This window comes from Terriglobales bacterium (genome assembly GCA_035567895.1).
Taxonomy (GTDB): domain Bacteria; phylum Acidobacteriota; class Terriglobia; order Terriglobales; family Acidobacteriaceae; genus Gp1-AA112.
On record DATMPC010000111.1, the window covers coordinates 34,601 to 54,465 of the forward strand.

Here is a 19,865-nt window from a genome sequence, read left to right on the forward strand (position 1 = left end):
AACTCTGAATTATAGATGAACTGTCGTAGGACTACGCGACTCTGACTGGTTCGCCTGCAAGCTCCTGCAGCAGGGAGGTGATCTGGAAGAGTGCGAGTTCGGCGTCGGTCGACTTCAGCGTGAATTGCAAGAGCCCTCCAGGCGAAAACTTCGCTCCCTTGGTCGAAGCCACGAACTGCGCGAGTCGGGCCGGATCGACGTTGGCTTGCTCGGAGAACCGAACTTGCACTGCGTCACGCTTGCGGTCGATCCCGATCACCCCAATGCGCTCGCTCAGTAGCTTCAACGCAGCAGCATCGAGCAAATTGCTGACCGGCCCTGGCAGCGGCCCATAACGATCCTCGAGTTCAGCGCGAACGTCGGCGAGCTGATCTTCGTTCTCGACCCCTGCAATCCGCTTGTACATGCGTAGCCGCTGATTCTCTTCCTGAATGTATTCGTTCGGAAGCCGCAGGTTGAGAGCAAGGTTCAGTTGCGTGCTGACACGCTCGGGTAAGTCCTCGCCCTTGAGCTCACGAACGGTGCGCTCCAGAAGAGTGGTGTACATTTCGAAGCCTACGGCTTCGATTTGACCACTCTGCTCCCCGCCCAGCAGATTGCCGGCACCGCGCAGTTCAAGATCGAGCGCGGCGATCTTGAATCCTGCGCCCAGATCGGAGAATTCCTTCAAGGCCGCGAGACGACGGCGTGCAATCGGCGTAAGCTCCTGCTCCGCTGGAATCAAGAGATAGGCATAAGCGCGGCGATTCGAGCGTCCCACGCGACCACGCAACTGATAAAGCTCCGACAGCCCGTGACGATCGGCTCGATTGATGAGAATCGTGTTGCAGAGTGGGATATCAAGGCCGTTTTCGATAATCGTCGTGGCCACAAGCACGTCAGCTCCGTGCCGCATGAAGCTGAGCATTACCTTCTCCAGCTCGCCCTCAGACATCTGTCCATGTCCAACAATCACACGGGCGCGCGGTACGAGCTCCTGAATCTTCGAGGCGATCTCATAAATACTCTCCACGCGATTGTGAACGAAGTACACCTGACCTCCACGCTCGAGTTCGTGCTCGATCGCCGACCGGATCAGCTTTTCGTCGAACTGCGCGACCACGGTTTGGATCGCCATGCGATCCTTCGGCGGAGTTTCGATCACGCTCATATCGCGCAGCCCCACCAGCGACATATGCAGCGTGCGCGGAATCGGTGTAGCCGACATGGTCAGGACATCCACTTCTTTCTTGAGCTGTTTGAGCCTTTCTTTATGACGGACCCCAAAGCGCTGCTCTTCGTCCACAACGAGAAGGCCTAAATCAGGAAACTTGATGTCCTGCGAGAGAATGCGATGCGTGCCGATAAGGATGTCGATCTTTCCTTGCTCGACTTTCTCGACGATTTCCTTCTGCTGCTTCGCCGTGCGGAAGCGGCTAAGCATCTCGATGGTGATGGGAAAAGCCCCGAAGCGACTTTTGAAGGTTTCGAAATGCTGGAAGGCAAGGACAGTCGTTGGCGCAAGGACCGCGACTTGCCGGTTATCCTGAACAGCCTTGAAGGCTGCACGCATAGCAACTTCCGTCTTGCCGTAGCCAACGTCTCCGCAGAGTAGGCGGTCCATCGGCATGGTGGACTCCATATCCTGCTTGATGTCGGCGATCGCGGAAACTTGATCGTCAGTCTCGTTGTAATCGAAGGTATCCTCGAACTCGCGCTGCCATTGAGTATCCACAGGGTAGCTGTGGCCCTGTGCCATCTTGCGCTGCGCGTACAGTTTGAGCAGTTCGTCGGCCATGTCGCGCATGGCCTTTTTTACCCGGGCCTTTGTCTTTGCCCACTGTGTGCCGCCCAGTCGGCTAAGTGGAGGGCGTGCGCCCTCAGTCGAACGGTACTTTTGAATGAGGTCGAGTCGCGTGAGAGGCACATACAACTTGGCTGCTTCAGCGAACTCCAGCAGCATGAACTCACCCGTGGTATCGCCCTGGGCGAGTTCTTTTAATCCCTGATACTGCGCGATGCCGTGTTCGACGTGCACGACGTAATCGCCGACGACGAGGTCGCGAAAGTCCGAGAGGAAGGCTGAAACCTTCGACTTCTGGCGCAGCGGCTGCGAGACGACTAAGTCAGAATCGTCAAAAAGATCACGTGACCCGAAAAGCACCAGATTGGCATCCGTAATCTCCACACCTTCCGGCAATGCTGCCTTCACAATCGTGGTCGTGCTCATCTCTCCGGCGAAGAACGATGTCTCATCGAGATAGCTTTCGCTCCCTGGCGAAGGTGCGCGACTGCCCATGCGGAATGGCAGAGAATATTCCGTGAAAACGTCCGCAAGCCGTTCAACTTCTCCCATATTGGGAGCGGCAAAGATCACGCGTCGTCCTTCTCCTGTAAGTCTCTTGGCTTCCTCCACCATGGCCGGGATTGAACCGTGAAAGCGCGTGGTTGGACGCGAGTGGAAGGTGAACTCTTCATTCGCGATGTTCTCCCCGGCCGCAGTATCGGCAATGCCGAGCCGCTCCATGTCGATGCCAGGTGTACTCAGCAGCCTTTCGCGCCATTGGTCAGGAGGAAAATAGATCTCTTCGGGTCGCACCAGTGATCCCACGCCGCTGCGATCGTGGCGGTCGTTAACTCTGTTCCACCACTCCTCTTGCTTGGCCCACACTGCCGAGGGTTCATCGACGATCACCAGAGCGTTGGGCAGCAAATCGAAGAGGTGTTGCCCTGAACCGGCGACGGGAGCATAGAACTCCCAGCCGGGAAACACGGTCACTCCAGTTGCGGCGATCGCCTGTTCGACCTCAAACTCGCTTCCGCTCAGGCGCCTGCCGGAAAGCCGAGAGTGAATGACTCCGAGAACGCGCTCGTTGACAGGAGTTTCCGTGAGAGGCAGCAAGATCACTTCATCCACTGGCGCCGCAGATCGTTGTGTGCCCGGGTCAAACTTGCGGATAGTCTCAACTTCGTCGCCAAAGAACTCAATCCGCAACGGACGATCCGCTTCCGGTGGATACACATCGAGGATGCCGCCACGCAGGGCGAACTCTCCAGGCATGTCGACTGCATCGGCAGAGTTATAGCCAATTGTGCGGAGGTGCTCGAGCAGCGGATCGATGTCGATGGTCTCAGCGCGCCGCACAATCCGCGCTAAATCCGCGTAATACTCGGCCGTATTCAGACGCATCGACGCCGCCTCGAGCGGCACTAGCACGATCGACGCCGCCCCGGTTGCAATTTTCCAGAGCACTGAGGCGCGTTCTTCCTGGATCTCCGGATGAGGAGAAAGCTTCTCAAATGGGAGAACGTCGTGTGCCGGCAGCTTGAGAATTGCCTTAGGACTTACAGAGCCCGTGAGCTCCGCCATCGATTGCAGAGCCGGCAACATCTCCTCGGCTGCTCGATTGTTTTCAACGATGACGACCAGCGGAGCACCAGCAGCTGCGGAGAGCAAAGGAAGGTGCAGAGCTTTGGCAGAATTGGTGAGTCCGGAGACACCTCGCCGCCCCGCACGGCTCTTGAGATGGGAGACCGTACGCCGAAGGGCTTGAGACTTCTCGACGTCCGCAAGCAACTCGCGGACAAAAGGCAAGACCATGGGGGCAGAGTCCATTTTAACAGTCAGCGGCCCCGATTCCTCTGGCCCGATTAGCCAAGCGGCAGGGGACGTATAAACTGTCTCCCGTGAACCTCGCCTTTTTCGGCGGTACCTTCGATCCAGTTCATCGCGGACACATCGCCGTCGCCGAGAGCGCGACGAAGCACTTTGAGCTTGGCAAAGTGTTGTTCGTCCCGGCGGAGTTGCCGCCGCACAAACAAGATCATGCGCTTACTCCCTTTGCGCATCGCTTCGCAATGGTCGCGCTGGCAACGCAAGGTCATCCGACATTCATTCCCTCCGACTTTGAGGCCCGGCTCTACGCAGAAACTGGCAAACCTAACTTTTCGCTGGAGACGATCCGCCGGCTCAAGAGCACGCTGAAGAAAGCAGACAAGCTCTACTTTCTCGTCGGCATTGACGCGTTTCTCGACATAGCGAATTGGCATCGGGCAGTGGAGCTGCTCAAGGAATGCGAGTTCATCGTCGCGAGTCGTCCTGGATACTCTTTAGGAGACATCGCAGGTGCTCTTCCGGAGCGGCTCCGACCCAAAGCCGAGGTGCTGAAGGCAGCGAGCAAAGCAGGCGGTGGGCTGGCGCCTTCAGGTTCGGTGATGGCGTTTTCCGGCGTCACTCTTCACCTGCTGGAAGATGTCTCTGAGCGCGTCTCCTCCACACAATTGCGCGCTGCTGCTGCTTCCTCCGGCAGGCGACTCGAGGGATATGTTGGAGACCCCGTTGCCGAGTACATCCGCAAGACTCGGCTCTATCGTTCAGCTGCCAGTTCTGACAGTCCGACCACAGCGCCGCCCGTCGCCCCCAGTGTCAAAAAGAAATCACGGCGCTGAAATCTTCCACAGACTAGAATCAAATACAAGAAAACCTCGACAACGGAGAAGAATCCAACCACAAGAATGAATGCCCAGATCCGAAGCCAGGTAGTCTCTGCCGTTCAGGCTTGCGAAGAAAAAAAAGGCGAGGACATCAGCATCCTCGAATTGGATAAGAACTCATCGGCATTCACCGACTACTTCCTCATCTGTACCGGAAAGAATCCCCGTCAGATTCAGGCCATTGCCGACGAAGTAGAGCTGCGCCTCAAGAAGGCCGGTTCTCCTGCCAACCAGATGGAGGGTTACAACCAGGCCGACTGGATCCTGATCGACTATGTGGACTTTGTCGTCCACGTGTTTTCGGAAGCTTCGCGCAAGTTCTACGACCTGGAACGGCTCTGGAAGTCGGCACGCAAGGTAACCGTCGGCGATCTGAAAAAGCCTGCGGTTAGCCCGCGTGCTCTTAAATCTGCACGCACGAAAGCTCCAGCCAAGGTAGCATCGCGGACACGCAACTCAGTCGCTCGAAAGCCTGCCCGAGTCACTGCACACCGCCGCAAGTCTTCTTGATGAAACCAGCGAACGTACTCACGCGCTTCTCCGATCGCGTGGATGACTACATAAAGTATCGCCCGGGATACCCGCCTGGAGTAGTTCAGCTCCTCAAGGATCGTTGTGGGCTGAGTCCCAATTCGGTAATCGCCGACATCGGCTCAGGACCAGGGAACCTCGCGCGCCTGTTCCTCGACAACGGCAATGAAGTGTTTGCCGTGGAACCAAACGCCGAAATGCGCAATGCCGGCCAACAGCTCCTTGGACATTACCGCCAATATCACAGTATCGAGGGCTCGGCAGAAGATACGCATCTCGCTGGCAGTTCGGTCGACTTCATTACTGCAGCGCAGTCATTTCACTGGTTCGATTGGCCACGAGCTAATGCCGAGTTTAAGAGAATTCTGCGGCCTCACGGGTGGGTTGTGCTGCTGTGGAATGACCGGCGGCTAGAGTCGAGTCCTTTTCAGCGAGAGTATGAGCAGCTGCTTCTTCAATATGGAACTGATTACGCTGAAGTAAAAACTCAGGGACGAGCTGCCGTTGACGGGATTGCCGAATTCTTCTCAGGCCGCTTCGTGAAAGTCTCTCTGGACAATTCGCAATTTTTCGACTTCGCGGGTCTTAAGGGCCGCGTACTCTCCGCCTCGTACGCTCCGAAACCGGATCATCCGAATCATGCTCTTATGCTGGCCGAGCTGGAAAGACTCTTCCGCAAGTGCGCAAATGGCGACGAGGTAGCGTTCGAGTACGACACGAACATGTACTTCGGACAGCTCAAATGAAGCTGCGCGTCGTCTGGATCGCGCCGAAATCACGCAGCAGAGAGCCAGCTTACGATGCGCTCACTCGGGAATACATAAGTCGCATATCCAGGTATCAATCCATTGAAGCGTCCGACTTGCCCCATGAAAGCGCTCTACTCAAACTGCTCGAACAATCCGCCGGCCGCACCAAGCCATTGCTTGTGCTGCTCGATAGTCGCGGTAAGGACATGACTTCAGAGCAGTTTGCGGAGTTCATCGAAGCTCAGCATTCAGCAGATGTGCAGCAATTGATGTTCGCCGTCGGTCCAGCAGACGGATTCAGCGACGCAGCCCACAAGGTAGCAAACAAGATCGTCTCACTCGGCAAGATGACACTTCCTCACGAACTTGCGCGGGTCGTTCTCCTCGAGCAAATCTACCGGGCATTTACAATAATCAGGAAACATCCGTACCACTGCGGGCATTAATGTTCACTCAGGAACCTATTACCGAAGAGCTGGTGCAAGAGGTTGCTCGAAGGATCGTCAAAGAGGTTCATCCTCGGCGAATTATCGCCTTTGGGAGCTACGCCCGGGGAGAGCAAAAACCCGACAGCGACCTTGATCTCATTGTGGAGATGGAAACCGATAAGCCGTTCTATGAGCGCGGTATGGCCATAGCCGCCCTCTTTCGTAATCGACGGTGGGCAATGGATCTCCTGGTTTACACGCCTGAGGAATTCGCCGAGCAGAGGGGCGTATTAGGCTCACTACTTTCTATGGTGGAGCGAGAGGGAAAAGTCATCTATGAGCGCTCCTGAGCGCGATCCACTTCAGTGGTTGCTGAGGGCTCAAAGCGATCTGTTAAACATCGATAACAATCTCACTTCGCTCACAATTCCCTGGGACACAATGGTCTTTCATGCGCAGCAGGTCTGCGAGAAGCTGCTGAAAGCGGTTGTCGTTCAGAAGGGCAACGTGCCGCCACGTTCCCATGATCTTGTGCTCCTGTTGAACATGTGCCCTGAGGTTACCGCTCGGGACACTTCTCTGCCGCAAGATATGGACAAACTGATGCTGCTCTTCGGCTCTCGATATCCAGACACAAAGTGGCCTTCCGAGACAGAGGGAAGAAACTCTGTTGCGATAGCTCGCAGACTCGCAAACATTATTGTCCCGATGATCAAGACAAAACCGTGACTGACGTTCGCCGCGGTCTCATTATCGTTAACACCGGTCCCGGAAAGGGAAAGACGACTGCCGCGATGGGGACGGCCCTTCGCGCCGTCGGCAATGGCATGAAAGTTCTCATGCTGCAGTTCCTGAAAGGATCGTGGCATTACGGTGAACTCGACGCGGTGAAGGCCTTCGGCGAGAATTTCGTAATGAAGCAACTCGGACGCGGCTTCGTAAAAGTCGGCGGCGCTGAGACCGATCCGGAAGACATCCGAATGGTCGAAGAGGCGTGGCAGGAGAGTCGAGCGGAGATTCTTTCTGGAAAGTGGGATTTAGTCATTCTCGACGAAATTAATTACGCCATCAGCTACGGCATGTTGGATCCCGAGAAGGTTGTCGAAACGCTGAAGCAAAAGCCCGAAATGGTGCACGTAATCTTGACCGGACGCAGCGCACATCCGAAAATCGTTGAAGTTGCCGATACAGTCACCGAGATGCGCCAGGTGAAGCATGCCTACGAAGCCGGTATTCTGGCGCAAAGAGGAATCGAGTACTAATGACGTGGTTTAAGCGGGAAAGCTCCGAATTGGACCCTTCGGGCGAGAAGCGCGTTCGCACTGAAGGTCTTTGGGAAAAATGTGAAGGCTGCCGTCAGATCATCTGGAAGAAGGATCTCGACGCGAATCTCAACGTCTGCCCCAAATGCGACCAGCATTTCCGCCTCGACGCACGCGCCCGCCTCGCCATGCTGCTCGACAACAGCGAGTGGGAAGAAACCGAAACCAATCTCAGCTCCACCGATCCACTCAAATTCGTCGATACCAAAGCTTACAAGGACAGGTTGGCGAAAGCCCAAAAAGAGACCGAGATCTCCGATGCGATCATCAACGCCGAGGGCCTGCTCGACGGCAAGCAGGTAATCGCCAGCGCCATGGAGTATCGCTTCATCGGCGGAAGCATGGGAGCGGTAGTCGGCGAAGCCATCACGCGGGCCATCGAGCGGGCCATTCAAAAGCGCAAGCCGCTCATCATCATTTCGGCCTCTGGCGGTGCCCGCATGATGGAAGGCGTCGGCTCCCTTATGCAGATGGCAAAAATTTCGGCCGCACTCGCCAAGCTGGACGACGCCAGCCTGCCTTTCGTCTCCGTCCTCACCGATCCCACTACGGGAGGCGTAACCGCCTCATACGCAATGCTTGGCGACCTTAACATCGCCGAGCCAGGCGCGCTGATCGGCTTCGCCGGCCCGCGCGTGATCGAGCAGACCATCAGGCAAAAATTGCCGGAAGGATTTCAACGCAGCGAATTCCTGCTCGAACACGGAATGCTCGACGCCGTAGTCCACCGCAAAGACCTGAAGCCGTACCTGTCACGCGCCCTGTCCTTCATGGCTGCCTGAGCTGAGATCAAGCCAACCTAACCACAGAGGATACGGAGGAGCGGTCGGAGTCCTGCCGAAATGCAAGTCATTTGTTTGCCCTACATACAACCAAGTGGTCCAGATTCTCTTCCTAGAGAGCGACGAACCTGCGACGGTCTGGCCGATGGAATTGAGAAGCCTCTCTGGATGGAGGCCCCTTGGGCACAGTCCTCACAACTCCTGAAACGCTCTTTCACGGCGCTTCTCACTCGCCGGAACGAAGGCATCCGCTCAAGCGGGCAGACTCTTCGACCGCAAAGAGCAAGCCTAAAGTGCTGATCGTGGATGACGAGCACCTGATTGCGGACACGCTCGCGGAAATCCTCAATGACAAGGGGTTTGAAGTCACTGCCGTGTATGACGGTCGAAGCGCACTTGAACACATTCAGGACTTCGATCCGGACATCCTCATCACGGATGTCGTGATGCCGGGTATGAGCGGAATAGAACTCGCAACCATTGTTCGGAGCACTTGCCCAACCACGCGAATCGTTCTTCTCTCGGGCCAGGCGGGAACAGCGGAACTGGTCGATCGGGCCAGACGCCAGGGCCATTCCTTTGAGCTGCTGTCGAAGCCGATTGCTCCGGAGGCTTTGCTGGAACGATTGCGAGAGAAGTGACCTTCGATGACGAACGCGCAGGGGAAGCGCACTTCGATATTCAAACGGGACTTGGGGCAGCGCCATTGGCTAGTACGGTACGGCTGCGCAACATTCTTCGTCGTCCTCGCGCTACTTCTCAATTCCATTCCTCCAGCCCAGTCCCTGCCCTTTCTCTTCTTTTTTGCAGCGGTCGCCCTTAGTGCAAGTGTCTGTGGTTTTGGTCCAGCACTGCTGGCTACGGGTCTATCGGCAATCGCTGCCGATTACTTCTTCCTAGGAATAGAGTTCTCATTCTCACACTCGCTGAGTGACCTTCTGCGGGTGAGCTTCTTTCTCCTGGTCGCTCTCCTGATAAGCAGCACTGCCAGACAGAAATCGAAAGCCGAAAAGCTCGCCGAGCAAAGTCGAGCGAAGCTTGCTGCGATTATCGAGTCTTCAGACGACTCCATCCTCACGAAAACACTTGACGGTACGATCACCACCTGGAACAAGGGAGCTGAAAGGCTCTATGGTTATAAGGCGGAAGAGATCGTGGGCAAGAACGTCGCGCAACTCGCGCCTCCGGAAAAGCAAGGCGAGATGACCGCCATCATGGAGAAGCTCAGACGAGGCGAGAGAATCGATCATTACGAGACGGTTAGGGTGACGAAAGATGGATCCAGAATCGATATCTCTCTTTCGGTGTCGCCTCTATTCGAGGATGGAAAGATATTTGGCGCGTCGTCGATTGCTCGCGATATCACTGCCAAGAAGCTCAACGAAGAGGCATTGCGAAGGGCCGAAAAGCTGGCTGCCGCGGGCCGTTTATCTGCGACCATCGCGCATGAGCTCAACAATCCCCTGGAAGCCATCATCAACCTCATTTACCTGGTCCGCAGTAGTCAGGGGTTAGACGAGAAGGCACGGCGGCGCCTGGATCTAGCCGACCAGGAGTTGGCCCGGGTGGCCCATATGACAAGGCAGACGCTAGGTTTTTATCGAGACAGCTCGTCTGCCACGCGACTTGACGTGACCAAGATCATGGACGAAGTGCTCGCGTTGTATATGCGTAAATTCGAATCCAAGGGCATAGGAGTCCAAAAGCAATATTGCGATCCGATGGCAGTGACGGCCTTCGCTGGCGAAATTCGTCAGGTCTTCTCAAACCTGGTCGCGAACGCTATCGACGCAATGACCGATTCGGGCTGCGTCACGATAAAGATAGCGAACTCTCGCGAGTGGAAAAATGCCAACCTGCCGGGCGTGCGCGTCACCGTCGCAGACTCCGGTTCCGGGATCAGTCCTGCAACTAAGCCGCGACTGTTTGAACCGTTCTACACGACAAAAAGGGACGTCGGAACCGGACTTGGCCTATGGCTCTCCAAGGAGATCGTCGAGAAACACGGCGGCTCTATTTCAGTGCGCAGCAGTATTCAACCCGGCCGCACGGGCACAGCATTCTCAGTTTTTCTTCCAATCGGTCCACCCGCAAAAACCCAGACTCAGGCAGCATAGGCTGCGTTCTGCTCCATCTCAGGTCGCGAAATCGGGGACTCTGCAGACAACGCTCGCGCCTTAATAGAAACGGCCACTTTCGCTTTCACCCTATCTCACTCACTTACTCGTACCTCAACGCCACCATCGGATCCACGCGCATCGCCTTCCGCGCTGGAACGTAACAGGCCAGGAGGGCAATAGCGCATAGCAGCACAGCGACGATCGCGAACGTGAATGGGTCAGTTGATTTGACTCCGAACAGCATTCCGGACATGAGGCGCGTCAGCGCGAGCGCTGCAGCCACCCCGATGCCGATACCTAACAGCGTCATGCGCGCGCCGTCGCCCAGGATCATCTTCAGAACATCGAAACGTTGTGCTCCCAGGGCCATGCGGACTCCAATCTCTTGTGTTCTGCTGCCCACCAGGTATGAGAGCACGCCGTAAATGCCTACACTCGCGAGCAAGAGAGCGAGTGCAGCGAAGCAGCTTAGCAGGATCATCACGAAGCGCTTGGTCGCAATCGAGGCGGCTACGCTTGCGTCCATCGTTTCAGCTCCGAATGCCACGATCTCGCTGTTGCTTCGCGCTAGCGAATTGCGGATCGCCTGGAACAGATCGGATGGCGCACTTTCCGATCTGACGAGCACACCCATTCCACCAACCATTTGGCCGATCGTCTCCTCCGGAAGTTGGAAGAGTGGCCGATATAGTTGTGTGCGCAGAGGCCCGACAGCATCCCGATCGATTCCCCACTGATTGACGTGGCCCACTATTCCAACGATCTCCACTGAGTTCTTCTCGCCAAAATACAGACGCTTGTCGATGGGATCCGAATTGGGAAAGAACTTGTGCGCGAAGACATCGTCGATCACGGCTACGTGAACCGAGCTCTCGTTCTCGCTCTCGGTGAAGAAGCGGCCACGCAGCAAAGGAATGCCCATAGCGTTCAGATAGTCGGCACCTACGAGATAGTTCAACGCCCAACTCTTCTCGTTATCGCTGGTTGGCTTCGGCTGTCCTTCAATCCAGAAGGGCGTCTCATCGTCGCTTTGAAGCGGTATTGAGCCCCAGGTAAACGAACTTGCTTGTATGCCAGGCGTGGAGTTGATTTGACGCTCGGCTTCGCGAAATGCGGCCCGAATCTTGGCAGGGCTCGCATCGTTGAAAGATGGCGGAAGCGAGATGCCAAACGAGAGCACATGATGAGGATCGAAGCCGGGATCGACATTCCATAAGCCCACGAGCGTTCGGACCATCAGTCCGGCTCCCACGAGCAGCACCAGCGCTGTAGCCATCTCGATCACTACGAAAGCTTTCTGTGTGTGCGCGCGCGAACCGCTGAAACCGCGAGCATTGTCCTTGAGCGTGTCGAAGAGATTTCCCGCCGAGATCCTCAACGCTGGCGCGAGCCCGAACAGAATTCCAGCAACAAGCGAGATCAAAAACGTAAATGCCAGGACGCGCCCATCGAGTCCGATGCCGGATGCGCGCGGAAGCGCACTTGGAAGAGTCGCCAGCGCAGCGTGAGTTCCCCACTTCGCGACCAACAGACCGAGCACCCCGCCGGAGACGGCCAGCATTGTGCTTTCGGTAAGAAGTTGACGAATTACCCTCCCCTGCGCTGCGCCCAGTGCAAAGCGAACAGCAAACTCGCGGCTGCGGGCCTTCGACCGCGCCAGCAGAAGATTCGCGACATTCACGCATGCGATCAGCAGAACGAATCCGACGGCGCCAAGCAAGACCCACAGCACAGACTGGCTGCTCCGCACCATGTCTTGCTTGAGTGGGAACATCGTAGCGGCGATTCCCTTGTTAACGTCCGGATAGGCCGCCGCGAGATTACGACTCACGGAAAGCATGTCCGCGCGCGCCTGCTCGACAGTCACGCCCGGCTTCAAGCGGCCGATTCCGTGAATGCCGAGGCCGGAGCCGCGATGCAGGAGGAGATTGTTGGTCCATTGCCCAATAGGGACGTAGACCGCTGCAGAACGAAAAGAGGCCAGCAACAGGTCCCGTTGGTCCGGAAGTACGCCGATGATCGAATAAGACTTGCCATCAAGCGTAATACCCTGTCCCACAACGTTCGGATCAGAACCGAATTTCTCACGCCACAACGACTCACTTAGAAGTGCCATCGGCACCACGCCAACTTCGTCCTCCCCAGGACGGAGCATTCGTCCAGCCAGCGGCTTGATGCCCAGAAGGGGAAAGAAGTCCGAGGAGACGAATACGCCGCGAATTTGCTCCGGTTGCCCGTGCCCTCCGAGAATGAACGTCGTAATCCGGCTGATGGCCATTGCAGAAAAAGTGTGGTTGTTCTTCTGCCAGTCGCGGAAGTTGGGATAAGAGATCGAGCCATTGTCGAAATTCGGCTTGCTCTCGTGCAGAGTGACCAACTGCTCAGGATGCGGGTACGGCAGAGGATTCAGCAAAACCCCGTTCACGATGGAAAATACTGCAGTATTGGCGCCAATGCCCAGAGCAAGAGTCGATATTGCGATCAGGGCAAAAGCTGGAGACTTGACCAGCATGCGCAGGCCGTAGCGCACGTCTTGCAGAAAGGCCTCCAAGGAAGCTCCCGACCACATATCGTGCGTGACCTCTTTAATAAGGCCCACATTGCCAAATTCACGCTGGGCCGCATCCTGAGCTTCGCGCAAACTCTGGCCATCGCGCACGCGTTCGCGGGCCGCCATCTCAAGGTGGCTGCGAATTTCGGCTTCGAGATCAGCGTCCCTTTTGTCTCGTTTGGACATGAGACCCCCCTCCAGGCTGGAGCGACCTGAGACGCCGTTGCGGGATGGACAGCGTCAAGGTTTATGGCTGTAGACGGTCTACATCCTAAATAGTTAGCAGAAGCCTGAGTTCATGCTAACGGGCGGCGCTGCACCGGTTGAGATTGATTCCTCTGATGATCCGTCTCTTTACACTCGGACAGCTTTAACATGAGCGATTTCTATAGCGTATTTCATTATATGAATTATAGATTTTTTATCTTGAATTCATCAGTTGTTCTTAGGTATGTTCTGCCACTGTCACAGCTCTGCGCATTCTTGGCATCGTGTCGCGGGGCGAAGTCTGGGACGCAGCAGCCAAAGAGATCTTCTGGAGGGAGCCGCAATGACGTGCCGCCTTTCCGCAAAGTCCTACCTCAGGACCCTTTTCAGCCTGATTTTTTCCGCAGCATTTTCGCTACTGCTCACCGGGGGAGTCGTTCAAGCCCAAATCGCAACTGCGTCGCTGAACGGCACAATTACCGATCCCTCGGGAGCGTTGATTCCCGGCGCGACAGTAAGCTTGAAGAACGTGGCCACCAATGTGGAGCGAACCACCACGACGAATAGCGCCGGTCACTACGTGCTGGTCAACATCAATCCCGGCGGTTACACGCTTACTGTGCATAAGGACGGCTTTAGCACGGTATTGCAGCCGGAATTCGCGCTCGAGGTGAATCAGACTTCGACGCTGGATTTCAGCTTGCATGTTGGGTCGGCTGTAGAGAGCATTACAGTCGAGGCGGCGGAGACCGGCTTGCAAACCTCCACTTCCGAATTGGGAACCGTGATCGACAGACGCGCGGTGAACGACCTGCCTTTGAACGGCAGAAACTTTACACAACTGCTGAATCTGACGCCCGGGGTAAGCGCGGTGAACACTTCTCAGAACAGCAGCAATCAACAGTTCGCCGGAAACACCGTCGGCTCATTCTCCTTCCCATCCATCAATGGTCAGACCAATCGCAGTAATCTTTTCCTTCTGGACGGAGTAAACAACCAGGAAAGCTTTGCAAGCACATATTCAGTCCCGCCGATCCTCGACGATATTCAGGAGTTCAAAGTCGATTCGCATAACGATCAAGCTCAATTCGGAGGTGTCCTGGGTGGTGTAATCAACGTGGTTACCAAATCGGGAACTAACCAGTTTCACGGAACAGCGTGGGAGTTCTTCCGCAACAGCGCGCTTGATGCTAAGAACCCGATCACCGGCATCAACGAACTCCACTTGAACCAGTTCGGGGCAAATATCGGTGGTCCTGTACTTCTGCCTCACTACAACGGGCGCAACCGGACGTTCTTCTTCGGCAGCTATGAAGGAATACGACGCCATGAGGGCAACGCGAATCTCGTGTTCATTCCAACTCCGGCGGAGATTGCCGGCGATTTTCGTCTGGATCCAAATGGCAAAGCACTCGCCCAAATCTACAATCCCTACAGCACAACGTCTGCTGGTGCTCGGACACCTTTTCTGTGCAACGCTGGAACCACAACACCAGCGCCGTTGATGGCCGGCACGAAGCTCCAGGCTCCGGCGGGAACTACTACACCTCCCGCGGGAACTTCTGCATGCAACATCATTCCAACGGGTTTGATCGACGCGAACATGCAGAAAGTCGCGCAACTACTCTACGGTCCACTGACGCCAAACTCGACTAGTTCCGCGGGGAACTATGGGCAAACGCTGCTGAACACACAAGAACCTAACAGCTACAACATTCGCATCGATGAGCAGCTTGGCGAAAAGAATGCGATTTTTGGTCGTTTCAGCCACATCAATTCCCCGCGCAGCATTCCGGGGATTTTTGGGCAAACAAATTTCAACAACTATTGGGCTCACCAACTGGGCATTGGTTGGAATCACACCTTCGGTCCAACGGCGGTTCTCTCAGTTCAGTTCGGGAGGAACTACGGCTACTCAGTAAATCCTGTCCTGCTTCCTGAGAGTCTGTCGCAGCAGTTAATACAGGCTGGCGGTTATGACCAGAGCTTTGCTTGTGGGTACACACTCGGGCCGAGGAAGTGCTACTTCAACGCGCTCCGCTTCGCCGACGGGGGTTTTAGTAGCGGAAACTCCGCTCCTGAGGAAGGCACGAGTCCCGCAGTGGTTGCCGACATATATCAGTGGCGCGGTAATTTCACCAAAACGCACGGCAAGCACACGTTCAGCGCGGGAGCGGAGTTCAACACGAACGGCTTTCAGCAGACGTTCAACCAGAACCACCTCGACTTCAGTGCAACGCAAACGGCCAGCGCTACTTCATCGGGGAAAGGCGGATTCAGTGCTGCATCGTTCCTGCTTGGCATTCCCAGCGGTGACACCTACCGAAATGAATTCGAGACGGAACATGGCGGTTGGGTAGATGGCTTTTACTTCCAGGATCAATGGAGGGTGACCGACAAACTGACGTTGAACCTCGGCGCACGCTACGATGTGACCTACGTTCCCGTTTACGGAAGTATCAAGGACGGCAACGCTCCGATCGGTAACCTCAACCTACGTACAGGAAATTATGAATTGCAGTTCGTTCCTCCAAGCTGTGCGACGACTGGTAACAAGCCTCCGTGCATTCCGACACCAGACGGATCTTTACCGTCCCACGTGATCGTTTCTCCGCTGGGCGGACACTTCTGGCCGAATGCCTACGACAATATCCAGCCACGAGTTGGATTTGCATACAGGCTGCGAAATTCCACGGCTCTTCGAGCCGGATACGGGCGCTTCTATGACAACTGGGCAGCGGTGATCCAGATGGCACAGAATCAGCAAGGGACCTGGCCTCGAACCGATCAGCTCATCGTTTCGCCGAACCAAACCGGAGTGCCGACTGTCTTTGCTGAGAATCCATTGCAGGGTGCGAACACGACTCCTGCTCCCACGCCGTTCGAGCAAAACAATTGGTTCGTCGATCCGAACCTCAAGAATCCATACTCCGATCAGTGGAATCTCGGAGTTCAGCAAGCCCTGCCATCGAATACGACTGTGACGGTAAATTATGTCGGCTCGCGGGGTCACAGACTCGATGTAAACATCAATGGCAATCAGGCACTAACGCCTGGGCCGGGACAGATTCCTTCGTCAAGTTGCTTGCGAACCCCAAGCTGTCAGGCGACGCTTGTCGCCCAGGCGCGCTTCCCACTGCCTTACTCTGTCGTCACCCACTATGACACCAGCGTCGGCAAATCGTGGTACGACTCACTACAGGTATCGGTCGACAAGAAAACGTCGCACGGATTGAGTTTCCTGCTCTCCTATACCTGGTCTAAGACGCTCAGTATTGGATCTGATGAGTGGTTCAGCGCCGGAACTAACGGTACATCGATTCAGAATCCCTACAACCTCGCTGCGGAAAAGGCGCTTGCCGGATTCGACTTACCGCAGATATTCAATGCGCACGTCGTGTACGAGCTTCCATTCGGAGCCGGAAAACCCCTGGCAAGCGGTAATCGCGTGATTGACGCGGTCATCGGAGGTTGGCAGATCAATGGCATCGCTAATCTCAATTCGGGAACGCTTTATAATGTTCTCGCAAATAACAGTATTCCCAATGTGGGCGCTGTCAATGGTGGTTCTGAACGAGCAAACCTGATGGGTGATCCCAGTTCCGGCACCTGCCCGAACGGAGCCGCGGTAGGAACTCGCAGCTGCTGGTTCAATACGTCCGCTTTCGCCATACCTGCAGCGAACACCTTCGGCACTTTCGGTCGCAATATTTTGCGATCGGACGGCCGAGCCAACTTTGACTTCTCTGTCTTCCGCAACTTCCCAATCACGGAAAGAACGCGGATTGAGTTCCGGTCGGAGGCTTTCAACGTCACAAATTCACCGATTTGGGGCATACCAAGGGCCAACATCAGCACCGATGGAGCCAACTTCGGAGTGGTGAATTCCACCGCGTCGGGTTATGCTCCGCGGCAACTGCAGTTTGCGCTGAAGCTTTACTATTGACGCTCCAGTTTGAGGTCTGGATTCAAGTGGCATCGCGAAGCGCGATGCCACTTTTGTCTAAAGGATAATATCTTCGACTGCCGAGCAAGCAGTTAAGGTCATGATTTGGAGCGCGGACTCACACATCGTCTTGTCTTTTTCTTGCTGCTCACGTTGAGCGTGGCTCCGTTCTCAACAGCGCAGAACGGGGAGGGTTCTCCTCCTTCCAAAGCAACTCCTGACGTGCCGCGACTTCCCGATGAATGTAAGTCTGTCGATCGCGCGTCCGCAGAAATCCTTCAAAGGCTCGCTGTGCAGCCTGACGCAGCGCTCTATCGCCAGCTTGGAATGGAATTTGGGCGAGGTGGCGACTATAAGTGTGCCCTAGCCTCCTTTGAGGCGGCGGTAGCTGTCGAACCCGCGGCGGTCGGGGCCTACTACGATCTCGCCTTGGCGCTCATTCAGAGCCAGCAGCCTCAGCGGGCCGTTCAGGAGTTGCGAACTGTTATCCAGCAGCAACCAAACTCGTTTGCCGCTCACAACGCACTGGGGCTAGCGCTGCAGGATTTGCGCAACCCTGAGGCGGCCGGGCAGGAATTCAAGAACGCAATCGCCATCAATCCGCGCTTTGCGCTCGCTTACTACGATCTGGCCCAATTATTAGCCTCGCAAGGAAGCTACAAGGCGGCGACGTATTACATTGAGCAGGGACTTGCTGCTTCGCCCGCTACGCAATTGTCGTTGCAGATGAAAACAACGCTCGCCGTGGCGCGTGCTCAACTCGGCGACTACGCTGGGGCTATTCCTCTCCTTCAGGAGGTCGTGGCTGCGAGCCCAAACTCACCAGATCTGCACTACGATCTTGGCACCGCTTACGCTCATCGCGAGAACTACCGCGAGGCAGTGAAGGAATACAAAGAAGTCCTGCGGCTCGATCCTAACCGCGCAGACACTCAACTTCTGCTCGCGAAGGCGTTCTTGAATCAGAGCGCGGTTGAGGAGGCGATTCCCTATCTTCAGGAGTACACACGTCGCAATCCAACGAACCTTGAGGGACTCGAAATACTTGGTGACGCGCTGAAAGATTCCAGCCATCCCGACGACGCGATTGCCGTATTGAATCGCGTTCTCCAGGCGAATCCTTCGAGCTACAAGGCTCACTACGATCTGGGAGTTGTTCTGGGGCGCGCTGGCCGCATAGACGAGGGTATTCGCGAACTGCAAACGGCAGTGAAGCTCAAGCCGGATAGCTCGGAGGCGCGATACCAGCTCGCCCGCCTGCTGGCACGGAACAAGCAGGAGGCGGCGGCGAAGGAGCAGTTTGCCGCCTTCGAACAAATCAAGCAGAAAGAGGAACGGCAGACTAAGGCCGCCTTTCTCAGCAATCAGGCGAATGATTCGCTCAAGCAGGGACGTGTAAAAGAAGCAGTTGAGGGCTATCGCAAAGCCGTATCGCTCGATTCGAACGACGCCAAGCTGCACTACAACCTCGCCGTTGCTCTTTCCCAAATTGGAGATGAGACGGCAGAGCAGCTCGAACTTCGACAGGCGATATTCCTCGATCCCAAGTTTGCTCCGGCCCACAATCAACTCGGCTCGCTGATGATGTCGAAGGGACGATTCTCCGATGCCGAGCGTGAATTCACCACAGCACTCGACATCGATCCTCAGTCGGCCGAGGCGCTCAACAATTTAGGCACAGCGCTTGGGCGGCAAGGGAGGAACGAAGAGGCCGAGCGGCTGTTTCGACGAGCGATCGATATCGATCCTGAATCTCCGTTGGGCTATGTGAATCTCGGACTCACGCTTGCTTCGGCAGGTAAGTACAGCGATGCCGAACAGCAATTCCGAACTGCTCTGCAACTTCAACCTGACAACATGAACGCGCTCACTGCTCTCGGCATGTTCCAGGGGAAGACTGGGCGTCACGCCGAGTCGGTAGAAACCTTTCGAAAATTAGCCGCAGTCAATTCTTCCTCTCCCGATGCCCACATCAATCTGGGCATCGCATTGGGCGATGTCAACGACCTTGAGGGTGCGTTAGCGGAATTCTCGGCGGCCGCTCGTCTGGCTCCGAGTTCCGCGATGGCCCACTACAACCGCGGCAGGGTCCTCTACGCACTTCATCGGAATGAGGAGGCTCGCAGGGCACTCGAGACGGCCGCAAAACTCTCGCCTAACTACATTGATGCCCTGCTCTTGCTGGGAGTCATCGAGCACTCCTCGCCGTATGCTACCCAACTTTTTCAGCGTGTAGTCGATCTCGATCCCTACAATGCTCAGGCGCGCTTTTACCTTGGTCGCAATCTGCTTCAGGAGGGCAAGAAAGACGAAGCGATTGCACAGTGGAAGAAGGCAGTCGAGAGCGATCCGGACAATCTCTCTGCGTTGTCGAGCCTTACCCGCGTGCTCGGTCAGACGCAAAGTCCCGAATCGGGAGCTTATGCGGTCCGCCTCCAGACACTGCAGGAAAAGCACGAGACTACTGAGCGGGTGAAAGAACTCAACAACTTCGCTCTGCGCTCCGCAGAAGAACTGCGGTGGGACCGGGCAGTGGCCCAATTGCAGGAGGCCATCACTTTGTGCGGGCACTGTGTCCAGCTCGGCGTCCTGCGGAAAAACATGGGCCTAATCTATGCTCGTAAAGGTGATGCAGAACACGCACGGCAGGAACTCCAGATGGCGCTGAAACTGCTGCCCAATGGACCGGATTTGATCGCTACAGAACAGGCCCTGCAGCAGCTCCGGCAATCCTCACCTTCTGCGCACTGATTGCC

General features: G+C 55.9%; 14 protein-coding genes. 12 read left to right on the forward strand and 2 right to left on the reverse strand.

The genetic code is table 11. From position 1 onward, the window contains the following. Positions 1–31: 31 nt before the first annotated feature. Positions 32–3,595 (reverse strand): transcription-repair coupling factor, encoded by a 3,564-nt coding sequence (gene mfd, locus VNX88_24295; protein ID HWY71810.1) that lies wholly within the window; start codon positions 3,593–3,595, stop codon positions 32–34. 71 nt (positions 3,596–3,666) lie between these two features. On the opposite strand from mfd, the gene nadD reads away from it, so the two are divergent. The 10 genes from nadD to VNX88_24345 all read left to right on the forward strand — a co-directional run bounded on the left by nadD (position 3,667) and on the right by VNX88_24345 (position 10,402). Continuing rightward, on the forward strand, positions 3,667–4,428 hold the full coding sequence (gene nadD / locus VNX88_24300; GenBank protein HWY71811.1) for a nicotinate-nucleotide adenylyltransferase: 762 nt from the start codon (positions 3,667–3,669) through the stop codon (positions 4,426–4,428). Between the two features lie 66 nt (positions 4,429–4,494). Further along, positions 4,495–4,983, forward strand: a complete 489-nt coding sequence (gene rsfS / locus VNX88_24305; protein HWY71812.1) for a ribosome silencing factor — start codon at positions 4,495–4,497, stop codon at positions 4,981–4,983. Beyond that, positions 4,983–5,750: a class I SAM-dependent methyltransferase gene (locus VNX88_24310; protein ID HWY71813.1), complete on the forward strand. Its 768-nt coding sequence runs from the start codon at positions 4,983–4,985 to the stop codon at positions 5,748–5,750. Before rsfS ends, VNX88_24310 begins: the two co-directional genes overlap by 1 nt. Then, positions 5,747–6,199, forward strand: coding sequence for a 23S rRNA (pseudouridine(1915)-N(3))-methyltransferase RlmH (locus tag VNX88_24315; protein ID HWY71814.1), 453 nt, complete (start codon positions 5,747–5,749; stop codon positions 6,197–6,199). The genes VNX88_24310 and VNX88_24315 overlap by 4 nt, the downstream gene beginning before the upstream one ends. Beyond that, the gene (locus VNX88_24320; GenBank protein ID HWY71815.1) at positions 6,199–6,531 is read left to right on the forward strand and encodes a nucleotidyltransferase domain-containing protein; all 333 of its coding nucleotides are present in this window, start codon (positions 6,199–6,201) and stop codon (positions 6,529–6,531) included. Before VNX88_24315 ends, VNX88_24320 begins: the two co-directional genes overlap by 1 nt. Beyond that, complete coding sequence (locus VNX88_24325; GenBank protein HWY71816.1) at positions 6,518–6,910, forward strand: HEPN domain-containing protein; 393 nt, start codon at positions 6,518–6,520, stop codon at positions 6,908–6,910. The genes VNX88_24320 and VNX88_24325 overlap by 14 nt, the downstream gene beginning before the upstream one ends. Beyond that, positions 6,907–7,443 (forward strand): cob(I)yrinic acid a,c-diamide adenosyltransferase, encoded by a 537-nt coding sequence (gene cobO, locus VNX88_24330; GenBank protein ID HWY71817.1) that lies wholly within the window; start codon positions 6,907–6,909, stop codon positions 7,441–7,443. Before VNX88_24325 ends, cobO begins: the two co-directional genes overlap by 4 nt. Continuing rightward, positions 7,443–8,285 (forward strand): acetyl-CoA carboxylase, carboxyltransferase subunit beta, encoded by an 843-nt coding sequence (gene accD, locus VNX88_24335; protein ID HWY71818.1) that lies wholly within the window; start codon positions 7,443–7,445, stop codon positions 8,283–8,285. Before cobO ends, accD begins: the two co-directional genes overlap by 1 nt. A 179-nt stretch (positions 8,286–8,464) precedes the next feature. Continuing rightward, positions 8,465–8,926 carry a response regulator gene (locus VNX88_24340; GenBank protein HWY71819.1) on the forward strand — a complete coding sequence of 154 codons (462 nt, stop codon included), beginning with the start codon at positions 8,465–8,467 and terminating at the stop codon, positions 8,924–8,926. A gap of 6 nt (positions 8,927–8,932) precedes the next feature. Then, positions 8,933–10,402, forward strand: coding sequence for a PAS domain S-box protein (locus tag VNX88_24345; GenBank protein HWY71820.1), 1,470 nt, complete (start codon positions 8,933–8,935; stop codon positions 10,400–10,402). A 103-nt stretch (positions 10,403–10,505) separates the two neighbouring features. On the opposite strand, the gene VNX88_24350 is transcribed toward VNX88_24345, so the two are convergent. Further along, positions 10,506–13,142 (reverse strand): ABC transporter permease, encoded by a 2,637-nt coding sequence (locus VNX88_24350; GenBank protein HWY71821.1) that lies wholly within the window; start codon positions 13,140–13,142, stop codon positions 10,506–10,508. Between the two features lie 364 nt (positions 13,143–13,506). On the opposite strand from VNX88_24350, the gene VNX88_24355 reads away from it, so the two are divergent. Together VNX88_24355 and VNX88_24360 are read left to right on the forward strand one after the other, a co-directional pair. Continuing rightward, positions 13,507–17,109, forward strand: coding sequence for a TonB-dependent receptor (locus tag VNX88_24355; GenBank protein HWY71822.1), 3,603 nt, complete (start codon positions 13,507–13,509; stop codon positions 17,107–17,109). A gap of 222 nt (positions 17,110–17,331) precedes the next feature. Next, the gene (locus tag VNX88_24360) at positions 17,332–19,860 is read left to right on the forward strand and encodes a tetratricopeptide repeat protein (protein ID HWY71823.1); all 2,529 of its coding nucleotides are present in this window, start codon (positions 17,332–17,334) and stop codon (positions 19,858–19,860) included. Positions 19,861–19,865: the final 5 nt, after the last annotated feature.